Source organism: Rhodoferax sp. GW822-FHT04A08, assembly GCF_058801025.1.
Window position 1 is genome coordinate 209,521 of sequence record NZ_JBXAMW010000004.1, and the last position, 19,883, is coordinate 229,403.

Consider the following 19,883-nt stretch of genomic DNA (forward strand, 5'->3'; position numbering starts at 1 on the left):
CTCGGTATTTGTGCTCTGTCGGAAACCGGTGCGATTGCTTTAGAGTCGCACCATGGGAGTGCCTACAACCTCTGAAAAACCCTCCGGCCAGGAGCAGGAGTCCGCTTGGCGAATCGTAGCTGTCTACACAATCTTCGCAGCGTTGTGGATTCTGCTGTCCGACACGCTGGTCGGCTCGATGTTCTCCGACGCCAAAGTGGTCGCCATGATCGGCTTGTTCAAAGGCTGGCTGTTTGTGGGCGTCACTGCGCTCTTGCTTTTCACACTGATTTCCCGCCTGATCGGCAACTACGAAAAGTCCCTGGAGCAACTGAAGCTGCGCGAAGACGAGCTCAACCGCAGCCAGCACCTGCTGCTGGAGGCGCAACACATCGCCGGACTGGGAAGCTATGAGCTGGACATTGCATCGGGGCGCTGGACTTCCTCCGATATCTGCGATGAGGTACTTGGCATTCCCCGGGATTTCGAGCGCACGCTGGAGAGCTGGAGCGGCCTGGTACACCCCGACGACTGGCCTGCATTGCTTGCCTACTTCACCGAACAGGTACTGCAGGCAGGAAAACCGTTTGATCGCGAGTACCGAATCGTCCGCCCCTCTGACAAGGAAATCCGCTGGATCCGCGCGCTGGGCAAGGTGACGCGCGATGCGCAAGATAATCCGGCTCGATTGACGGGGACGCTGCAAGACATATCCACCCTGATGTGGGCGCAGGCCCGGATCACAGAGACTACCAACACCTTGCAGGCCACCCTGGATGCATTGCCGGATCTGCTGTTTGAGGTCAGCGAACAGGGTTACATATTCCAGTACCACTCACACAGCAGGGATTTGCTGGCTGCACCACCGGAGGCTTTTCTTGGAAAGCGGTTTGACGAGGTGCTGCCGCCCGAGGCCTGCGCCGTGTGCAGAGCCGCCATAGACGAGGCATCGCGAACCGGATTCTCTTCCGGCAAGCGGTATTCGCTCGATCTGGCACAAGGTACACGCTGGTTCGACCTCTCGGTTGCGCCCATGGCCACGGGAACACAGAACAGCAAGCGCTTCATCTTCATTGCGCGGGACGTCACGGACCGCTACCTGGCCGAAAAACAACTGGAGCTTGCCGGCCTGGTGTTCAACCATGCACGTGAAGGCATCGTGGTAACGGACGCCGAAGGGGCCATCATCGATGTCAATCAGGCCTTTGCACGCGTCACCGGCTATTCCCGTGAGGAAGTCCTGGGAAGGAACCCGAGATTCCTGAATTCCGGGCGACAAAGCAAGGAGTTCTACAACGTCATGTGGACCCGTTTGCTGGAACTGGGGTTCTGGACCGGCGAGGTGTGGAACCGCCACAAGGACGGCGAGGAGTATGCAGAGCTTCTCACCATCAGTGCCGTGCGCGGCCCGACCGGCCAGGTGGAGCAATACGTGGCATTGTTCTCCGACATCACGGCGCTCAAGAAGTACCAGTCTGAACTGGAGCACGTAGCGCACTTCGACGTTTTGACCGGACTGCCCAACCGGCTGCTGTTGGCCGACCGGCTGCACCAAGCCATGGCCCAATGCCAGCGGCGCGGGCAGAAGGTATTGATTGCCTATCTGGATCTGGATGATTTCAAACGGGTGAATGACAGCTACGGCCATGAAGTGGGAGACGCTCTGCTGCAGGCCCTGGGCCAGCGGCTGGTGGCCCATCTGCGCGATGGCGACACGCTGGCGCGCATGGGTGGCGACGAGTTTGTGGCCGTGCTCACGGACTTTGTGGACACGGAGTCGGTGATGCCGCTGATTTCCCGGCTGATTGCCGCGGCGACCGAGCCTTTCCATCTGGGAGAACGGGTGCTTCGCATATCCACCAGTGTCGGCATCACCGTATTCCCGCAGGAGGCGGAGCTGGATGCCGAGCAGCTACTGCGACAGGCCGACCAGGCCATGTACCAGGCCAAAGTGGCTGGCAAGAACCGCTACCACGTATTCGATTTCCGCCACGACAGCGAGATACGCGTGCACTTCGACATACTGGAGCGCATGCGCCTGGCCTTGGCGCAGTCCGAATATGTGCTGCACTTTCAGCCCAAGGTGAACATGCGCACGGGCACCGTCATTGGCGCAGAAGCCCTGATCCGCTGGCAGCACCCTGAACGCGGCTTGCTTGCGCCTGGGGAGTTCCTGTCATCGGCGGAGGAGAGCCCGATTTCCGTGGACATCGGCGAGTGGGTGATAGATGCAGCGCTGCGCCAGCACCTGGTCTGGCTGAGCCAGGGCTTCGAGATACCGGTGAGTGTCAACGTGGGTGCCATCCAGTTGCAGCAGTGCGATTTCCTGCAGCGTCTTCAACGGATACTGGCGCGTTACCCCAGCGTCAAACCCGGCAATCTGCAAATTGAGATCCTGGAAACCAGTGCCCTGCGGGACATGCAGCAAGTCACCACCGTCATCCAGGCGTGCAAGGATATGGGCGTGGAATTCGCGCTGGACGATTTTGGTACCGGCTATTCGTCACTCACCTATCTGCGTCAGCTGCCCGTGGCCATGCTGAAGATAGACCAGAGTTTTGTCTGCAACATGCTGGACAACGTGGACGACCAGGCCATTCTGCGCGGCGTGGTGGGTCTGGCCCAGGCCTTCGGACGCAAAGTCATTGCCGAGGGGGTGGAGACCGAGGCACATGGCAGGTTGCTGCTGCAATTCGGCTGCGACCTGGCGCAGGGTTATGGAATCGCCAGGCCGATGGCGGGTGATGCCTTTGCCCTGTGGATGCAAGATTGGACGTTGCATCCGGGTTGGCCCGAGCGCCGCTAGCTACACTCGCCCTTTTCTTATTTTGAAAACACGGAGAAAACCATGATCAAACGCCTGGATGTCGGAGCCCGCATGTCCGAAGTCGCAGTACACAACGGCACAGCCTACTTGGCCGGACAGGTTGCCGAAGACGGCAGCCAGGACATCGCCGGCCAGACACGGCAGGTGCTCGCAGCGATAGACGCCCTGCTGGCCCGCGTGGACAGCGACAAAAGCAAGATCCTGATGACGCAGATTTTCCTGGCCGATCTGGCGGACTTCCCCGGCATGAACGCGGTCTGGGACGCCTGGGTGGTGCCCGGCCAGACCCCTCCGCGCGCGACGGTGCAGGCCGCGCTGGCCAAGCCGGAATGGAAAATTGAAGTGGTGATCACCGCCGCCGTCTGACCATCAGCAGGTGTGCCCCCGGGGCCGGCACACCTTGCATATCCCGGGTATGGCCCCATGTTGTTGATCTTTCCCACAGGAGAACCACCATGGCCCGCAAGACCCCCATCCAGCGCTACCGCAACATCGGCATCTCTGCCCACATTGATGCCGGCAAGACCACAACCACGGAGCGCATCCTGTTTTACACCGGGGTGAACCACAAGATTGGTGAAGTGCATGACGGCGCGGCCACCATGGACTGGATGGAGCAGGAGCAGGAGCGCGGCATCACCATTACCTCGGCTGCCACCACCTGCTTCTGGAAGGGCATGGCGGGCAATCTGGAAGAGCACCGCATCAACATCATCGACACCCCGGGACACGTGGACTTCACCATCGAGGTGGAGCGTTCCATGCGGGTGCTGGACGGCGCCGTCATGGTGTATGACGCCGTGGGCGGCGTGCAGCCGCAATCCGAGACGGTCTGGCGCCAGGCCAACAAATACAAGGTGCCGCGCCTGGCATTCGTCAACAAGATGGACCGCGTGGGCGCCGACTTCCTGCGCGTGCGCCAGATGATGGTGGACCGGCTCAAGGCCAACCCCATCGTGCTGCAGATCCCCATCGGCGCGGAAGAGCACTTCCAGGGCGTGGTCGATCTGGTCAAGATGAAAGCCATCATCTGGGACGCCGACAAGGGCGTGACCTTCAAGTACGAAGAGATTCCCGCCAACCTGGTCGAGGTGTGCGAGCAGTACCACGGCATCCTGCTGGAAGCTGCGGCCGAGTCCAGCGAAGAGCTGATGAACAAGTACCTGGAAACCGGCACGCTCAGCGAAGCCGAAATCAAGGCCGCCATCCGCCAGCGCACGCTGGCCGGTGAACTGCAGCCCATGCTGTGCGGCTCCGCCTTCAAGAACAAGGGCGTGCAAGCCATGCTGGATGCGGTGGTGGAATACCTGCCGTCGCCGGTGGACATTCCACCGGTGCCTGGCACCGATGACGATGACCAGCCCACCGTGCGCCGTGCCGCGGATGATGAAAAGTTTTCTGCGCTGGCATTCAAGCTGATGACAGACCCATACGTGGGCCAGCTCACCTTTGTGCGGGTGTATTCGGGCGTGCTGAAGTCGGGCGACTCGGTCTACAACCCGATACGGGGCAAGAAGGAACGCATAGGCCGCATCCTGCAGATGCACGCCAACCAGCGCGAGGAGATCAAGGAGATCCTGGCCGGCGACATTGCCGCCTGTGTCGGGCTGAAAGAAGTCACCACCGGCGAGACGCTGTGTGATCCAGAAGCCGTGATCACGCTGGAGAAGATGGTCTTCCCCGAGCCGGTGATTTCGCAGGCGGTGGAACCCAAGACCAAGGCCGACCAGGAAAAGATGGGCATTGCCCTGGGTCGCCTGGCGCAGGAAGACCCGTCCTTCCGCGTGCGCACCGACGAAGAGTCCGGCCAGACCATCATCTCCGGCATGGGCGAGCTGCATCTGGAAATCATTGTCGACCGCATGAAGCGCGAGTTCGGTGTGGAGGCCAGCGTGGGCAAGCCCCAGGTCGCCTACCGCGAAACCATACGCAAGTCCGTCTCGGACGTGGAAGGCAAGTTCGTGCGCCAGTCTGGCGGCAAGGGCCAGTACGGCCATGTGGTGCTGACGGTGGAGCCGCAGGCACCAGGCAAAGGATTTGAGTTTGTCGATGCCATCAAGGGCGGCGTGGTGCCGCGCGAGTTCATTCCGGCAGTGAAGAAGGGCATTGAAGACTCGCTGCCCAACGGTGTGCTGGCAGGCTACCCGGTGGTGGACGTCAAAGTCACGCTGACCTTTGGCTCCTACCACGAGGTCGACTCCAACGAAAACGCCTTCAAGATGGCGGCCTCTCTGGGCTTCAAGGACGGTTGCCGCAAGGCGACACCAGTCATACTGGAGCCGATGATGGCAGTGGAAGTGGAAACGCCGGAAGACTATGCCGGCAACGTCATGGGCGATCTGTCGTCACGGCGCGGCATGGTGCAAGGCATGGACGATGTGCCGGGCGGTGGCAAGGTCATCAAGGCAGAAGTGCCACTGTCCGAGATGTTCGGTTACTCCACGACGCTGCGCTCCATGTCCCAGGGGCGTGCCACGTACACCATGGAGTTCAAGCACTACAGCGACGCGCCCAAGAACGTGGCGGACGCGATCATTTCCAGTCGGCAAAAGTGAGCGGCTGAACCGCGGTCTGGCGATCGCGGTTCAGTTCACCGGCTGGTGGAAGCGGATGGCATTGCGCCCGGCCTCCTTGGCCTGGTACATGGCCCGATCTGCCCAGTTGAGGATGTCATCGGGTCTGGTTTCATGGCCCAAAAACATGGCAATGCCCACACTGGCAGAACAGTGGTGCTCGACCAGATTGCCCACATCCCCATCGGCTTCAATCTGCAGCTGGTAGGGCTGCGATATGGTGTTGCAGATTTTTCCCGCAATGGCGCGGGCCAGTGAGGCCGATTCGGCTTCGTCCATACTCAGCGCGCTCAGGATCACCACGAATTCATCGCCGCCAATGCGCGCCACGGTGTCTTCGGCGCGCATCAGGCGTTTGAGTCGATTGGCTACTTCGATCAACAGCAAATCCCCCACGGCATGGCCGTGCAGGTCGTTGATGGGTTTGAAATTGTCCAGGTCGATGAATATCAGGGCGTTGTAGAAGTAACTCCGCTTGCTTGCTGCCATGGACTGTTTCAGGCGATCCAGCATCAGACGGCGGTTCGGCAGGCCGGTCAAGACATCGTTGAACGCCATGTCATGCACTCGCTCGTCCTTTGCCTTGCGCTCGGTGATGTCAAACGAAACGACCGCCACATTCTTGATCTTGCCCGTACCGTCGCGGATGACGCCGCTGCGCGATTCCATGTAGCGCACGTCCTTGTGGTTGGGCAGCATGAAGCGGTATTCCAGGTGGCGCCCCACACCGGTGGTGACGACTTCCTGGAATGCCTGCTCCACGCGCTCACGGTCTTCGGGGTGTATTTCCAGAAAGGAAAACGTGCCAGCGGAGTCACCGGGGCCCAGCAGGCGCCGGTAGGAAGGACTGTTGTAGACGCGCACGCCCTTGAGGTCGAGCACGGCAACAAAGCCGTCCAGGTTTTCGGTGATCAGGCGGAAGAACTCGCCTTGTTCGCGCAGTTCGGCATGGACCTTCTTGCGATCGGATATGTCGCGAAAGAAGCCAAACATCTCCTGCCCGTTGTCGTCCGCAAGGGCCATGGATACGTCCGCATTCCACAGGGTTCCATCCTTGCGCCGAAGAATGGTTTCGAAGCGCCGCCCTTTTGCACCATCAACAAGTGTTGCATTGGCATTTGCCTCCAGGGCATGGCTATCGAATGCGGAAATATGCAAGCCCGCCAGCTCTTCACGCGGGTAACCGGAAAGCGCACAGAAGGCGGCGTTGACGTCAACCACCACGCCTGCCCTGGAAATATGCAGGTAGCCGTCCAGTGAAGTTTCGATGACTTGTCTGTGGTTTACATCCGTGGCATTCATATTCACTCTGAATCACCTGAAGCCCGGATACTGTGCGCCGCGTAGTTCAATATGACACCAAAATAGTTGATACCGCCAAGCGAATGCACAGGTGACCGGCCTGCGTTCGATATTTCATTTTCTCCGGCCCGAAGGCCCAATCGCATCTTATCGGCAAATAGTTATCCATATTTACCAATATTTTTCTGATGACGGATTATGTTGCATGCCTATGCAAAGCCGTGCTTAGCGCATCCGCGCTGCAATATTGCTGGCTGCATTGCATAAACTGTGCCGATAGCGTCTTGCCCCCTGCCAAAGCAAAGTCGAAGCAATTCGCCCTGCAATATTTCTGCGCCCGTGCGATTGAATGCTAAATATTCACATATTTCAAAAATGAAATGGTCATTGGCAATGGAAAGACGGCGTCTCCAAGCGATTGACCTCATCCTGAGTCGCAGTACTGCGATGCAGATAAATTACAGGACCTGAAGGCTCTCAACCCCGAACCCGCTTATGCATCTCACAGAATTGCTCGGTATCCGATACGCGTTGATACAGGCACCCATGGCAGGTGTGCAAGACAGCGCGCTGGCCATCGCTGTGTCGAATGCCGGAGCCCTGGGGTCCCTCCCATGCGCCATGCTGTCGCCGGCACAGATTCGTAGCGAACTCACGGCCATTCGTAGCGGTACGGACAAGCCCTACAACGTCAATTTCTTCTGCCACACCCCACCCCAGGTTTCTGCACAAAGAGAGGCGCAGTGGCAAGAAGCGCTGATGCCCTATTACCGGGAATTTGACATCGACCCGGCAGGCATCACCACAGGCTCCCAGCGGCAGCCCTTCAGCGCCGAACTGGCGGATTTGCTGGAGGAATTCAAGCCACCGGTGGTCAGCTTCCACTTCGGCCTGCCCACGCCACAATTGCTGGCACGCGTCAAGGCCTGGGGCACCAAGGTTCTATCTTCGGCAACCACGCTGGAAGAGGCCGTCTGGCTGGAGGCCCATGGGGCAGACGCCATCATCGCGCAAGGGCTGGAAGCCGGAGGACACCGGGGCATTTTTCTTTCGGATGACCTCAGCACACAGGTGGGCACCATGGCCTTGCTGCCGCAATTGGCGGCACACGTACGCGTGCCGGTGATTGCGGCTGGCGGCATTGCCGATGTGCGCGGCGTCAAGGCGGCCATGGCATTGGGCGCAACCGGCGTGCAGGTGGGAACCAGCTACCTGCTGGCACATGAAGCCCGCACCAGTGCCGTGCACCGCGCCGCCTTGAAAAGCGATGAAGCGGTACACACCGCGTTGACCAACATCTTCACCGGCCGCCCAGCGCGCGGTATCGTGAACCGCGTGATGCGAGAGTTGGGGAACATCAGCGCCCATGCGCCGGCCTTCCCCCTGGCTGGCGGCGCTATCGCCCCTTTGCGCGCATACGCGGAAGCACGGCAATCGGGCGCGTTCTCGCCGCTTTGGGCCGGGCAGAACACCAGCGGATGCGTGGAGAAGTCCGCTGCGGAAATTACCGCCGAGCTGGTCAGCGCATTGCCAGCGTAGGCGCGACACGGAACGGGTATCGGTCTTCAGGTGTTCAGCACGTAGGCTTCAAAGGCGTCAATCGGCAAGGGCCAGCCAAACAGGTAGCCCTGACAGGCGTGGCAACCTGACGCGGCCAGGAACTGACGTTGACAACCAAGGTGAGATGCTCCAACAGCAACCTGCTTGAGCAGCAGGTCTCCCATGTCATACCCCAGCGTGCTGTGCAAGGTCTTGAAGTGATCCAGATCGATATACAGCAGAGAGCCCCAGCTGCCGCGGCGATCGCAGTCGATGCTCCACTCCTTGAACCGGGCCAGCAGCAGAGTGCGGTTGGGCAAGCCGCCGGATTTCCTCATCCGCCTGCAGATGCTGGGTGATGTCACGCAGCGCGCTGATGAAGGGCGGCGACACATACAGCTGGTTCTTCTTGCGCTGCTTCAGGGCGTTCATCTGGTGGCGGTTTTCATCGCATAGAGTCGCTTGTCGGCGCTGGCGATGAGTGACTGCGCATCGGTCCCGTCTTCCGGAAAGCTGGCGAGTCCAAAGCTGAAGGAGAGGCTGTGTTCCGCATCGCCAAAACGCATGGGCTTGGCACGCAAACGGGCAAGAATGCCGGCGATGTTCTTTTCCATGGTCTCCGCCTTGGTCAGGTGGTAGCTGGCGATGAACTCGTCGCCGCCAAAACGGCCCATGATGTCCGAGTTGCGGCAGGACGCGCGCAAGGCGTTGGCTATGGCCAGCAGCATCCGGTCACCCGCGAGATGGCCGGATGTATCGTTCACGTGCTTGAGTCCGTCCACGTCAAACAACGCGACGACAAAAGGCTCCTGGTGCCTAAGGGAACGGTCCAGCGTAATCCGGAACAGATCGTCAAAGTAGCGACGGGTCAACAGCCCTGTAAGCGAGTCCACCTGATAGCGCTTGATGTTGGCGGTGTAGCGCTCGCGCGCCAGCAAACCCACCTCGATCTGGGTGCAAAAGCGCTCCACGATCTCCACGTCCTTGACGTCATAGGTGCCGGTCACCGGGGAATCGAGATTGAGCAGTCCAAACAGCCGGTCGCCCACGAAGAGTGGTGCGCTGATGACAGACTTGTATTCCCACTCACCCGGTTTGATGACCGTTTCGATGTGCTTGAAATCCTGCCCGGTGATCAGGCGTGCCTCCTCGATTTGGCCCCCGGTCAACTGGTACAGAAAGCAGTCTTCCAGCTTGAGGTGGAAGTTGCTGACAAACTCTTCGGTGAACCCTCTGGAGGCAACAAAGGTCAGACATCCATCTTCGCCCAGAATCAGGATGGAGCCGGTGGTGGCACTGGGGAATACGCTGAACAAATAATTGAGGATCGTGCGGTAAATGAGTTCAATGTCCTCGTTCAAGAGGATCTCACGATTGACCTTCACGTTCATCTCGGCCAACAAGCTGGCGCGGCGTGAGGACTCTTCCAGTTGCCGAACGTACCGGTAAATTAGCACCCCACCCGCATTGACCGCGACCAGGCTGCCAACGATGGCCACAGCCGTTACTGCAAAGCCTTGCCCCAGGCGGGAAAGCGTCACCAGAACAGCGCACAGGATGGCAAGTTGCGCCAAGGCGGCAACCGCAAATCCTGCCCACTTATTTGGTACGTTCAACCGCATTGCTTCAAGTATGGCATGAGCTGCCCATGCCAAAAGCGTCTACGGCAACACTGCGTGTTTCGCAGTGCAGCAAATCAATGGTCACCAAACAGGTGCCGGATCTCGCGATTCATCAGGCTGGGATCGCCGCTGTTCAATTCGATGAGGCGCCGCAGACGCGTCAGGCTGGTGACATCGATTTCGGTGCATTCAATGCCGATCAGCGGACCTTTCAAATGGGCAATGCGTCCTGCCATCACAATGCCCTCTCCGTCCTGGGCCATGGGCAGTTTCAGCCGGCATTTTTCGTCTAGCTGGAACGTCTCGCTACCGTCGCCCTGCACCAGCGCACCCTTGATGGAGATGTCGATCAGCTGGACCTTGATGGACTTGTCTTGCACCCTGAGCAGGACATCTGCATCGAACGGAATGCGCACAAACTTGCGCATGCTTTGGACCGGATTGTGTTTCATGGCGGGCTCTTGCTATTGAAGCCCTCAGGTTACCCTTGCGGCGCCGAATAGACAATGGCGCAGTCATCCCGCGCGTCGATCGGGCTGAATCAACGCTTGGCCGGCTTGGGGGACCAGACCGGGCGTTCGGTCGCACCCGAATCCACTACCACCAGATAACGCCCCGGCCAGGGCATCGTCTGCCGGTCTGAACGCAGTATCCAAAGCTTCTTGCCGCTGGCTGCGGCCTCTTCGTATTGGGCGTCAAGCACGCCGTAGCGGTCCAGAAAGCGGTTGAGACTGGCCGGTATGCGCACGCAGCCCTCGGATTGCACGCTGCCCAGTCGCGCCTCCAGCCCATTCGGGTCGGTTGCATGCATCTGCAAGCGCATCTGGCTCTCGCCATCGTCACCCCAGCCCCGCTGGGCCGTCTGCCAGCCGAAATCAAACACCCGCATCCCTTTCAAGCCATAGCCACGGATCTTGTTCTGGTTGTAGGTGCCTTCGGCCCGGAAATCCGGGTTGTCCAGGGTATGCGCAAAGACCCCCAAGGGTGTCAGAAAGTGCTCATATGTGCCGATCTTGCCGGTGGAAACCGCCGTGGCGCCCAGCCAATGCCAACCGGCAGACGTGCGCACCACGACAAAGGCGGCCTGTACAAAGGCACTGCGATCCACCAGCACGTAGGCTTGTGGCGGGGCATTGCGCATATGCGACTCCCCCAACTCCTGGGCGAGCAGATCGGTATAGCGCTTCTGAACATCTGGAGGCACCTGCAACTGGTGGTCCACCTCATTGGTGAATCGCAACGACCAGGCATTCAGCGTGGCGTCAGACGGTGGCACCGGTTGCGCGTGCACGAGGGTGCAGCAAAGTGCAAGCAGCAGGCTGCGTCGAATCATTCCCTATTCTCCCCCAGGTGGGCGCGCAGCGTCCGTGTGCCAGCAGACGATCACTGGCACGGGCAACGGTTGCCAGGCTATCGCTCAATCATCTACTGCGGCGGACGTCTGCTTGGGAACTTCTTTGGACTTCATAACCTCCGGCTCATGAACTGTGAGAGGAGCCTTGTCCTGCAGGTGGCTATGCGCCTGTTTGATCGCATGGTTGATACGGCCGTGCGGGTTGAACAACAGCATGCCCAGAACCAGAGCGGCGGCGACCAAAATGACGGAACCGGCACCTATTTTGGTGCCGGTTGAGACGATGGACTGCTTCACCTTGGACTCCTTGCGCATATCGGGGGGATACGCTGGCGCAAGCAGCAAGATCTGTACCCGTACCCGCTCCGAGATGGTGTTGGTCAGGCTCTTGTACTCTTTGGTCGCATCTGCGAATCCAGCCCCACCACCGAACCATGAACCAATTGATGTGCCAATGAAATCAGGCGCACCGGGCTGAAAGGCTTGACAAGATAGGCACTGGCGCAGGCTTGCAGGCTCTCCTGAACCTCCGGGTCTTCCCCGGCATCGGAATAGGCGGAATCGCAGCCGGAAAATTCCGACCACGTTCAGAATTTTCTGATCAGGCTTTCTGGTTCTTGTCCTGCGTGCGGGTCTCGAAGTCGCCCGCATCATGGCGCTCATGCAGCTGGGATTCCAGCGGGCCGAATGCGCGGTTGACGATGCGGCCGCGGATGACGGCCGGGCGCTGCGCGATTTCATCGGCCCAGCGCACCACATGGGTGTACTCCTGCACCTGCAGGAACTCGCCAGCGCCGTACAGAAGCCCCTTGGCCAGCCCGCCATACCAGGGCCAGATGGCAATGTCCGCAATGGAGTAGTCGTCACCCGCGATATAGCGGCTCTGCGCCAGGCGCTTGTCCAGCACATCCAGCTGCCGCTTGGTCTCCATGGCAAAGCGGTCTATGGCGTACTCGATCTTGGTTGGCGCGTAGGCATAGAAGTGCCCGAATCCACCGCCCAGATAGGGCGCGCTGCCCATCTGCCAGAACAACCAGTTCAGACACTCGGTACGCTTGGCACGCCCGGTGGGAATGTAGGCGCCAAACTTCTCTGCAAGATACAGAAGAATGGAGCCGGACTCGAAGACCCGGACCGGCTCGGGCTCGCTGTAGTCCACCAGCGCCGGGATCTTGGAGTTGGGATTGACCTCTACAAAACCACTGCCGAACTGGTCACCTTCGTTGATGCGAATCAGCCAGGCGTCGTATTCGGCCGCGGTGATGCCCAGCGCCAGCAACTCTTCGAGCATGACCGTGACCTTGACACCGTTGGGTGTTGCCAGCGAGTACAGCTGCAAGGGGTGCTTGCCGCGTGGCAACGGTTTCTCGTGCGTGGGGCCGGAGATGGGGCGGTTGATGTTGGCGAACTGGCCGCCGTTCTCCTTGTCGTAGGTCCAGACTTTGGGCGGTACGTAGGGCTTTGCTTCAGGCATGGAGCGGCATTCCAGTCAGTGGTCTTTGGTGGCTACGATCTTGTCGTTGCGGCGGGGTCGACCAGCGCGGCCGGTCTTGGACCATTCATAGTCCTGGCCATCCGGCGTCTTTCCATCCACCACGGCATCGACGCCGGGCTTGCCCACATGGCGCGGGTCTTCTGCCACCATGGTGACAAAGGAATACCCCGCATCCCGCTTTTCCTTGACAACTTCAAGTGCTTTGGTGAGCAGCTCTTCGTCTTGCGAGCAGGCCTGTGACTCGGCGTCGGTCCAGTAGATTTTGAACATGCTTCATCATAAAGCGGGTGTGCAAGCACCGCTCGCGCAAGGGCAAGTGCTCCTGCTCAGACGTTGACCGAACCCAGAAAAGCTTCCGGATAACGCAGACCCGCCGCCGCATCCGGTTGGAAGACCGCGTTCAGCCGCTCCAGCTCGTCTTGCCCCAACACCACATCCAACGCACCGATGTTGATGTCCAGATAGGTCCGCCGCTTGGTACCCGGGATCGGGATGATGTCCTCCCCTTGCGCCAGCACCCAGGCCAGCGCAAGCTGGGCTGCGGTGATGCCTTTTTCTTCGGCCAGCTGCTGGACCTGCTGCACCAGGGCGAGGTTGGCATCGAAGTTGTCGCCCTGGAAGCGTGGCGAAAAGCGGCGGCGGTAGTCTTCCTCCGGCAGGTCTTCAGGTTTAGTGAACGCTCCAGTGAGAAAGCCGCGGCCCAAGGGCGAATAGGCCACCAGGCTGACGCCGTTGCGCCGGCAGGCGGCCAGCGTGCCGGTGAATTCCGGATCGCGTGTCCACAAGGAGTACTCACTTTGCAGGGCAGCAATCGGATGCACCGCGCAGGCCCGGTCTATGGTTGCCGCCGAGGCCTCGGACAGGCCCAGGTAGCGCACCTTGCCCGCGCGCACCAGATCGGCCATGGCGCCCACGGTCTCTTCGATGGGGACCGTCTTGTCGACACGGTGCTGGTAGTACAGATCGATCTGCTCCACCCCCAGGCGTTGCAGGCTGGCATCGCAACTGGCCTTGACGTATTCGGGTCTGCCGTTCACGGCGCGCGCACTCTCGTTGGCCGGGTCGCGGCAGATGCCGAACTTGGTTGCCAGAAACACATCGGCGCGCCGGGCCGCAATGGCCTGACCGATCAGCACCTCGTTGGTGTGGGGTCCGTAGGCGTCGGAGGTGTCCAGAAAATTCAGGCCCTGGTCCAGCGCGTGGTGGATGGTGGCTACGGACTCGGCATCGTCGCGGTGGCTGTAAAAATCGCTCATGCCCATGCAGCCCAGGCCGATGGCGGAAATGGTGGGGCCGTTGCGGCCCAGTACACGTGTCTTCATGGTTTCAATGGTCCTTTGGTAAAAGTGGATACATGGCTTGTGTTGCCTGGAAGGGCTGTCTGCATGTCCTGGTAGGTCTGGATCTTGTTGCGGATGATTTGCAGGGTCTCGGCCCGCAGACGTTGCTCCTCTTCCAGGCGTAGCGCATGGCGCTCCAGCATGGCCTGGCGCTCGGCTACGCCCGCCGGGTCTGCCCCCTCACGCCGCAACTGCGCATAACGCTGCATGTCGCGCATGGGCATGCCGGTGGAGCGCAGCCGGACCAGGAATTCCAGCCAGCGCATGTCTTCTGCGCTGTAGCGGCGTGCACCGCTGCTGCGGGCCACGGGCGCAATCAGGCCAATCTGCTCGTAATAGCGCAAGGTGTGGGCCGAGAGACCTGTCGCGCGGGATGCCTCGGCGATGCTGAAGAAGGTTGTCATGCGGGCACTGTAAGACTTCGAGTGCACTCGAAGTCAAGCATTGTTTTTGCGGCGGTACTGCCACCTGCTGGAAGCTGTGCATACTGAGGGGCATGAGCAGACTTTCCCTGACACGCGACAAGATCTACAAGACAGTGGCCCGCCAGTTACACGGCAAAGTTCCTTGCTGGATGTGCGGTGAACATGTGGCGCCCGCGGAAGCGACGCTGGAACATATCCAGCCCTTGAGCGAGGGCGGCAACAGCCATGTCGAGAACCTAGCCATCAGCCATGCCCGCTGCAACCACCAGCGCCACATGAAAAAGCCGCTGCTTCCCTAAGGGCCTGCACTGCCAGGCATACACGCTTGCTGCATGAGCAAGCGCGGTTTTCTTCGTTTGCATTTCTTCCCCTGTAGCCAAGAATGGCTCGCAAGACCGATAAGGCGCATGCCCCCAGGAGGAACCTATGCCAGAGACTGACCACAACCCAGGGCCCCAGCCGGACAACCCGTTCGATGATGTTGAATTCCTGCCCGGATTGGGCGTGGCGGTTTTGATCGTCGTGCTGGCCTATGTGCTGGTCAATCTGCTGTTGCTGCCTGTGCGCCCGGTGTAACGCAGACCACGAAGCTCATATGCAAAAACCAACTATCCAACTGCTTTAAAACTCGTTTGCGTTTGAACGATGCGCTCCTACAGTCCTCGCATTACCTGACCTCAGCGAGACCAAAGGACACCGCACCATGACTGCCACCACCGACACCGCCAACCTGCCCGCCGCACTCGAATCCATTCGTGCGGTAGCCCTTGCCACCGGTTTGCCCTACGCGGGCGCGGTGCCGCCGCAGCTGGCCTGGGAGCTGGTTTCGGCAGGTGAGGCGGTGCTGGTCGATGTTCGTACCACCGAAGAACGCAAGTTCGTTGGCCATGTGCCAGGCACACAGCATGTGGCTTGGGCCACTGGTACCGCACTCACACGCAACCCGCGCTTCGTGCGCGAGCTGGAAGTCAAAGTGGGCAAGCAGGCCACCATCCTGCTGCTGTGCCGCAGCGGCAAGCGCTCTGCCCTGGCTGCACAGGCGGCAGCGCAGGCTGGCTTTACCCGCGTGTTCAACATCCTGGAAGGCTTTGAAGGCGAGATCGACCTGGACAAACACCGCGGCACCAAGGATGGCTGGCGCTTCCACAACCTACCCTGGGTGCAGGACTGACCAGGGAGCCCGCATGAGCCAGCACCACAACAAAATTGAACCGCCACTATTTGATCTCAAGAACATTGTTTCGGAGTTGGCCGCGGTAAGACAGGAATGGCGCACCGCGCAGCAGCGCTCCAACGAGCCGGGCGGGCGTGAACTGCCGTCGCGCGACGCCCTGACTGAGATCATTCATGGACTGCAGGGCGTGCTGTTTCCCATGCGCCTGGGGCCCAAAGACCTGCGCCAGGAAAGCGAAGACTTCTACATCGGCCACACCCTGGGGTCGGTGTTGCATGCATTGCTGGAGCAGGTGCATCTGGAACTGCGCCATGCTGCACGCCACGTACACGATGTGGATAATGCCGAACTGAGTGCAAAGGCCGAACACATCGTGCGGGAGTTTGGCAACGCCCTGCCCCACATCCGCCGCCTGCTCGACAGCGACGTGATTGCCGCGTTTGATGGCGACCCGGCCGCCCGTAGCGTGGACGAAGTGCTGCTGTGCTACCCCGGCATCCTGGCCATGATCCACCACCGCGTGGCCCACACGCTGTACAAGGCGGGTGTGCCCTTGTTGGCACGCATAGTGGCGGAACTGGCGCATGCACAAACCGGCATTGATATCCATCCGGGCGCAACCATAGGCGCCGGGTTCTTCATCGACCACGGCACCGGTGTCGTGATTGGTGAGACTGCACTGATTGGTCAGCGGGTACGCCTGTATCAGGCGGTCACACTGGGCGCCAAGAGTTTTCCGGTGGACGCCGACGGCAAACCCATCAAAGGTCAGCCGCGCCACCCGATCCTGGAAGACGATGTGGTCATCTACGCCGGTGCCACCGTGCTGGGCCGCGTCACCATCGGCAAAGGTGCTTCCATTGGCGGCAACGTCTGGCTCACGCACGATGTGGAGCCGGGTACCGCCATCACCCAGGCCAGCTTGCGCCAGGACAGCAAAGCCCGTTGATGCCACGTCCCACTCCCCGCTCTCCGTCCCAGACCGCAGCCAGCCTCACTCGGCACCTGGGCGCCACCGTGCGTCAGTTCCGTGAGGGCAGAAGCTGGTCACAAGAGGTATTGGCTGAAAAGGCCGACCTGAACCGCTCCTACGTCGGCGAACTGGAACGGGGCGAGGCCATAGCCTCACTCATTACCCTCGAAAAACTGGCTACCGCCTTTGGCGTCACTGTCAGCCACTTGCTGGCGCAAACCGAACGGCTGGCACAGCACCATGTGGTCTCGGGCATTCAATTGACGTCTATAGCCTGTTGAACACAGGCTGAAGACCCCAGACACTCATCCACTGTTTTCCTTTCACATCCCACGGAGTCTTTCATGTCCGAGAACACCTCTTCCCAACAAGCGCTCAGCGACAGCGCAGCACGGCAGCTAGCCAACGCGACCAAGACAGTCCCCATCCTGTCGACCATCAGCCCGCGCTGGCTGGTGCACCTGCTGCAATGGACGCCGGTGGAAGCAGGCATCTACCGCCTCAACAAGGTCAAGAATCCGCAGGACGTGCTGGTGGCTTGCACCAAGCGCGACGAGTCCGAACTGCCGCAGACCTTTGTGGACTACGAAGAGCAGCCGCGCGAGTATTTCCTCAACGCCGTGTCTACCGTGCTCGATGTGCACACCCGCGTGAGTGACCTCTACAGCAGCCCCCATGACCAGATCAAGGAACAGCTGCGCCTGACAATCGAGACCATCAAGGAACGCCAGGAGTCCGAACTCATCAACAACCCCGACTACGGCCTGCTGGCCAGCGTCGCGCCCGAGCAAGTCATCTACCCGCTGACCGGTGCTCCCACGCCCGACGACCTGGACGAGCTGCTGACCAAGGTCTGGAAAGAGCCCGCCTTCTTTCTGACCCATCCGCTGGCCATTGCCGCCTTTGGCCGTGAATGCACCCGCCGTGGCGTGCCACCGCCCACCGTGAGCCTGTTTGGCTCCCAGTTCCTGACCTGGCGCGGCATTCCGCTGATCCCCAGCGACAAGGTGCCCGTGGCCGATGGCAAGACCAAGATCTTGCTGCTGCGCGTAGGCGACAAGCGCCAGGGCGTAGTTGGCGTGTACCAGCCCGGTCTGGCTGGCGAACAAAGCCCGGGCCTGTCGGTGCGCTTCATGGGCATCAACCGCAGCGCGATTGCGTCCTACCTGATCAGCCTGTACTGCTCGCTGGTGGTGCAGTCCGATGACGCATTGGCCGTGTTGGAAGATGTTGAGATTGGCAAGTTCCATGACTATCCAGACACCTACAAGTGATCTGCCGGGAGCTACGCCTCCCGCTGGACTGCCTGATGTAGCCACGCTCACCCAACTGGCCGGCGCTTTCTTCGCCGCCCTGCCAGGTGAAGCGCCCAAGCTGCCTTCCGGAGCACCGAATTCCCCTGCACTGGGTGGCGTACCAGCACCAACGAATGTGCTGCCCGGCGGTACATCGCTGGGGCCGCTGGTGCGCGAACCGCAACTGCCGGGCACGATTGCGCCAGGTGCCAACGTGGCACCCACGACGCCACAGAACGTGCTGTCGCTAGGCGCCAGCTCGCCTTCGCTGCTGCCGCATTCCACCGCAGTCAACGGCCTGCCCGACAACGCGGCCATTGTGCCCCCCGCCGTAGACAACCGTACTGGCGGCCAAGCGCTGGGCGTGCCCGAAGGTTTTGCGGCTTCGCTTCCCGCCGCACCGCAGTCGCCTTCGCCGCTTCCCGGAACACCATCCACCCCGTACTACTTTTTGGGTGAGAGCAGTGGCTATCCCTCCACGTTGACCGAGTTCTCTGTGCCGCGCGAAGACCGTGTCACGGCGCATTCCTTCGGTCTGCCCGGCGCGGATGACCTGCGTGCCCTGCTGAGCGACAACCCGCGCAACGCAGCGCCCTCTAGCGCGACCCCTGGCTCCGCAGTGGGCGGCAGGCCGCAACAGGCCGATGCCGCCCAGGCTGCCGGACCGTTCTACTTCCTGGACCAGAAGCGTCCACCCAGCGGCTACGCCGGGCGTGACCCCCAAGTGGACCCGCAGGCGCGCCACCCGGCGTTTGATGTGAATGCGATCCGTCGCGACTTTCCCATCCTGCAAGAGCGTGTGAACGGCCGTCCGTTGGCCTGGTTCGACAATGCCGCCACCACCCACAAACCACGCCAGGTGATCGAGCGCATCTCGTACTTCTACGAACACGAGAACTCCAACATCCACCGTGCCGCCCACGAGCTGGCGGCGCGCGCCACCGACGCGTACGAAAGTGCGCGTGAAAAGGTGCGCGCCTTCCTGGGTGCGTCCAGCGTGGAAGAGGTGATCTTCGTGCGCGGAGCTACCGAGGCCATCAACCTGGTGGCCAAAACCTGGGGCGTGCAGAACGTGCTGGAAGGCGACGAGATCATCGTCTCCAACCTGGAGCACCACGCCAACATCGTGCCCTGGCAACAGCTGGCCGCGCAAAAGGGCGCACGCATCCGCGTGATCCCGGTGGACGACTCCGGCCAGGTGCTGCTCGACGAGTACAAGAAGCTGCTGAACGACCGCACCAAGATCGTCGCCGTGACCCAGGTTTCCAACGCACTGGGCACCGTGGTGCCGGTGAAGGAAATCGTGGAACTGGCCCACCGTGCCGGTGCCAAGGCACTGGTGGACGGCGCGCAGTCGGTCAGCCACATGCGGGTGAATGTGCAGGACATAGGCGCCGACTTCTTCGTGTTCTCCGGCCACAAGATCTTCGGCCCTACCGGCATTGGCGTGGTCTACGGCAAGCGCGAGCTGCTCGACAGCATGCCGCCCTGGCAGGGTGGCGGCAACATGATTGCCGACGTGACCTTCGAGCGCACGCTGTTCCAGCCCCCGCCCAACAAGTTCGAGGCCGGCACGGGCAACATTGCTGATGCCGTGGGCCTGGGTGCGGCCATCGACTATGTGCAGCGCATCGGTCTGGAAAACATTGCGCGCTATGAGCACGACATCCTGGAATACGCCACGCAACTGCTGCGGCCCATTCCCGGCGTGCGGCTGGTCGGTACGGCACAGAACAAGGCCAGCGTGCTGTCCTTTGTGCTCAAGGGCTACACCACCGAGGAAGTGGGCAAGGAGCTCAACCGCGAAGGCATTGCGGTGCGTTCCGGTCACCACTGCGCGCAGCCCATCCTGCGCCGCTTTGGACTGGAAGCCACGGTACGTCCTTCCCTGGCGTTCTACAACACCTGCGAAGAGGTGGACCGCTTCATCGCCGTGGTGCGGCGCCTGAGTTCGGCACGCTCCCACTGAAGAGGCGATTGGGGGG

At 60.8% G+C, this 19,883-nt stretch carries 21 protein-coding genes; 11 read left to right on the forward strand and 10 right to left on the reverse strand.

Annotated elements, in window-relative coordinates; translation table 11 throughout:
- The first annotated feature begins 52 nt into the window (after positions 1-52).
- From AC1RMF_RS10590 to fusA, 3 genes are all read left to right on the forward strand, one after another.
- Positions 53-2,785 carry a sensor domain-containing protein gene (locus AC1RMF_RS10590; protein WP_493141424.1) on the forward strand — a complete coding sequence of 911 codons (2,733 nt, stop codon included), beginning with the start codon at positions 53-55 and terminating at the stop codon, positions 2,783-2,785.
- A gap of 42 nt (positions 2,786-2,827) precedes the next feature.
- Positions 2,828-3,172, forward strand: coding sequence for a RidA family protein (locus tag AC1RMF_RS10595; RefSeq protein ID WP_493141425.1), 345 nt, complete (start codon positions 2,828-2,830; stop codon positions 3,170-3,172).
- Positions 3,173-3,261: 89 nt separating this feature from the next.
- Positions 3,262-5,361: an elongation factor G gene (gene fusA, locus AC1RMF_RS10600; protein ID WP_493141426.1), complete on the forward strand. Its 2,100-nt coding sequence runs from the start codon at positions 3,262-3,264 to the stop codon at positions 5,359-5,361.
- Positions 5,362-5,391: 30 nt separating this feature from the next.
- On the opposite strand, the gene AC1RMF_RS10605 is transcribed toward fusA, so the two are convergent.
- Complete coding sequence (locus AC1RMF_RS10605) at positions 5,392-6,681, reverse strand: diguanylate cyclase domain-containing protein (protein WP_493141427.1); 1,290 nt, start codon at positions 6,679-6,681, stop codon at positions 5,392-5,394.
- Between the two features lie 495 nt (positions 6,682-7,176).
- Between AC1RMF_RS10605 and AC1RMF_RS10610 the strand changes: the two genes are divergently transcribed.
- Positions 7,177-8,220 (forward strand): NAD(P)H-dependent flavin oxidoreductase, encoded by a 1,044-nt coding sequence (locus tag AC1RMF_RS10610; protein ID WP_493141428.1) that lies wholly within the window; start codon positions 7,177-7,179, stop codon positions 8,218-8,220.
- 26 nt (positions 8,221-8,246) lie between these two features.
- Here AC1RMF_RS10610 and AC1RMF_RS10615 read toward each other — a convergent pair whose 3' ends face one another.
- From AC1RMF_RS10615 to AC1RMF_RS10655, 9 genes are all read right to left on the reverse strand, one after another.
- Entirely contained in the window at positions 8,247-8,540 is a 294-nt protein-coding gene (locus AC1RMF_RS10615) for a diguanylate cyclase domain-containing protein (protein ID WP_493141429.1), read from the reverse strand.
- Between the two features lie 108 nt (positions 8,541-8,648).
- Entirely contained in the window at positions 8,649-9,836 is a 1,188-nt protein-coding gene (locus AC1RMF_RS10620) for a GGDEF domain-containing protein (protein ID WP_493141430.1), read from the reverse strand.
- Between the two features lie 80 nt (positions 9,837-9,916).
- Positions 9,917-10,294 carry a PilZ domain-containing protein gene (locus AC1RMF_RS10625; protein WP_342619871.1) on the reverse strand — a complete coding sequence of 126 codons (378 nt, stop codon included), beginning with the start codon at positions 10,292-10,294 and terminating at the stop codon, positions 9,917-9,919.
- 89 nt (positions 10,295-10,383) lie between these two features.
- Positions 10,384-11,175, reverse strand: a complete 792-nt coding sequence (locus tag AC1RMF_RS10630) for a murein L,D-transpeptidase (protein WP_493141431.1) — start codon at positions 11,173-11,175, stop codon at positions 10,384-10,386.
- An 84-nt stretch (positions 11,176-11,259) separates the two neighbouring features.
- Entirely contained in the window at positions 11,260-11,859 is a 600-nt protein-coding gene (locus tag AC1RMF_RS10635; protein WP_493141579.1) for a hypothetical protein, read from the reverse strand.
- Entirely contained in the window at positions 11,798-12,670 is an 873-nt protein-coding gene (yghU, locus tag AC1RMF_RS10640) for a glutathione-dependent disulfide-bond oxidoreductase (protein WP_493141432.1), read from the reverse strand. The genes AC1RMF_RS10635 and yghU overlap by 62 nt, the downstream gene beginning before the upstream one ends.
- A gap of 15 nt (positions 12,671-12,685) precedes the next feature.
- Positions 12,686-12,961: a hypothetical protein gene (locus AC1RMF_RS10645; RefSeq protein WP_493141433.1), complete on the reverse strand. Its 276-nt coding sequence runs from the start codon at positions 12,959-12,961 to the stop codon at positions 12,686-12,688.
- Between the two features lie 56 nt (positions 12,962-13,017).
- Complete coding sequence (locus tag AC1RMF_RS10650) at positions 13,018-14,013, reverse strand: aldo/keto reductase (RefSeq protein WP_493141434.1); 996 nt, start codon at positions 14,011-14,013, stop codon at positions 13,018-13,020.
- Entirely contained in the window at positions 14,010-14,435 is a 426-nt protein-coding gene (locus tag AC1RMF_RS10655; RefSeq protein ID WP_493141435.1) for a MerR family transcriptional regulator, read from the reverse strand. The genes AC1RMF_RS10650 and AC1RMF_RS10655 overlap by 4 nt, the downstream gene beginning before the upstream one ends.
- Before the next feature lie 92 nt (positions 14,436-14,527).
- Here AC1RMF_RS10655 and AC1RMF_RS10660 point away from each other — a divergent pair, with 92 nt between their 5' ends.
- The 7 genes from AC1RMF_RS10660 to AC1RMF_RS10690 all read left to right on the forward strand — a co-directional run bounded on the left by AC1RMF_RS10660 (position 14,528) and on the right by AC1RMF_RS10690 (position 19,867).
- Positions 14,528-14,755, forward strand: coding sequence for an HNH endonuclease (locus tag AC1RMF_RS10660; RefSeq protein WP_342619878.1), 228 nt, complete (start codon positions 14,528-14,530; stop codon positions 14,753-14,755).
- Between the two features lie 127 nt (positions 14,756-14,882).
- Positions 14,883-15,032 (forward strand): hypothetical protein, encoded by a 150-nt coding sequence (locus tag AC1RMF_RS10665; protein ID WP_342619879.1) that lies wholly within the window; start codon positions 14,883-14,885, stop codon positions 15,030-15,032.
- Between the two features lie 127 nt (positions 15,033-15,159).
- Positions 15,160-15,627: a rhodanese-like domain-containing protein gene (locus tag AC1RMF_RS10670; protein WP_493141436.1), complete on the forward strand. Its 468-nt coding sequence runs from the start codon at positions 15,160-15,162 to the stop codon at positions 15,625-15,627.
- 13 nt (positions 15,628-15,640) lie between these two features.
- Positions 15,641-16,579, forward strand: coding sequence for a serine O-acetyltransferase EpsC (gene epsC, locus AC1RMF_RS10675; protein ID WP_493141437.1), 939 nt, complete (start codon positions 15,641-15,643; stop codon positions 16,577-16,579).
- Positions 16,579-16,884: a helix-turn-helix domain-containing protein gene (locus tag AC1RMF_RS10680; RefSeq protein ID WP_493141438.1), complete on the forward strand. Its 306-nt coding sequence runs from the start codon at positions 16,579-16,581 to the stop codon at positions 16,882-16,884. The genes epsC and AC1RMF_RS10680 overlap by 1 nt, the downstream gene beginning before the upstream one ends.
- A 63-nt stretch (positions 16,885-16,947) precedes the next feature.
- Positions 16,948-17,877 carry a family 2A encapsulin nanocompartment shell protein gene (locus tag AC1RMF_RS10685; RefSeq protein ID WP_342619883.1) on the forward strand — a complete coding sequence of 310 codons (930 nt, stop codon included), beginning with the start codon at positions 16,948-16,950 and terminating at the stop codon, positions 17,875-17,877.
- Positions 17,852-19,867: a family 2A encapsulin nanocompartment cargo protein cysteine desulfurase gene (locus AC1RMF_RS10690; protein WP_493141439.1), complete on the forward strand. Its 2,016-nt coding sequence runs from the start codon at positions 17,852-17,854 to the stop codon at positions 19,865-19,867. The genes AC1RMF_RS10685 and AC1RMF_RS10690 overlap by 26 nt, the downstream gene beginning before the upstream one ends.
- Positions 19,868-19,883 lie beyond the last annotated feature (16 nt).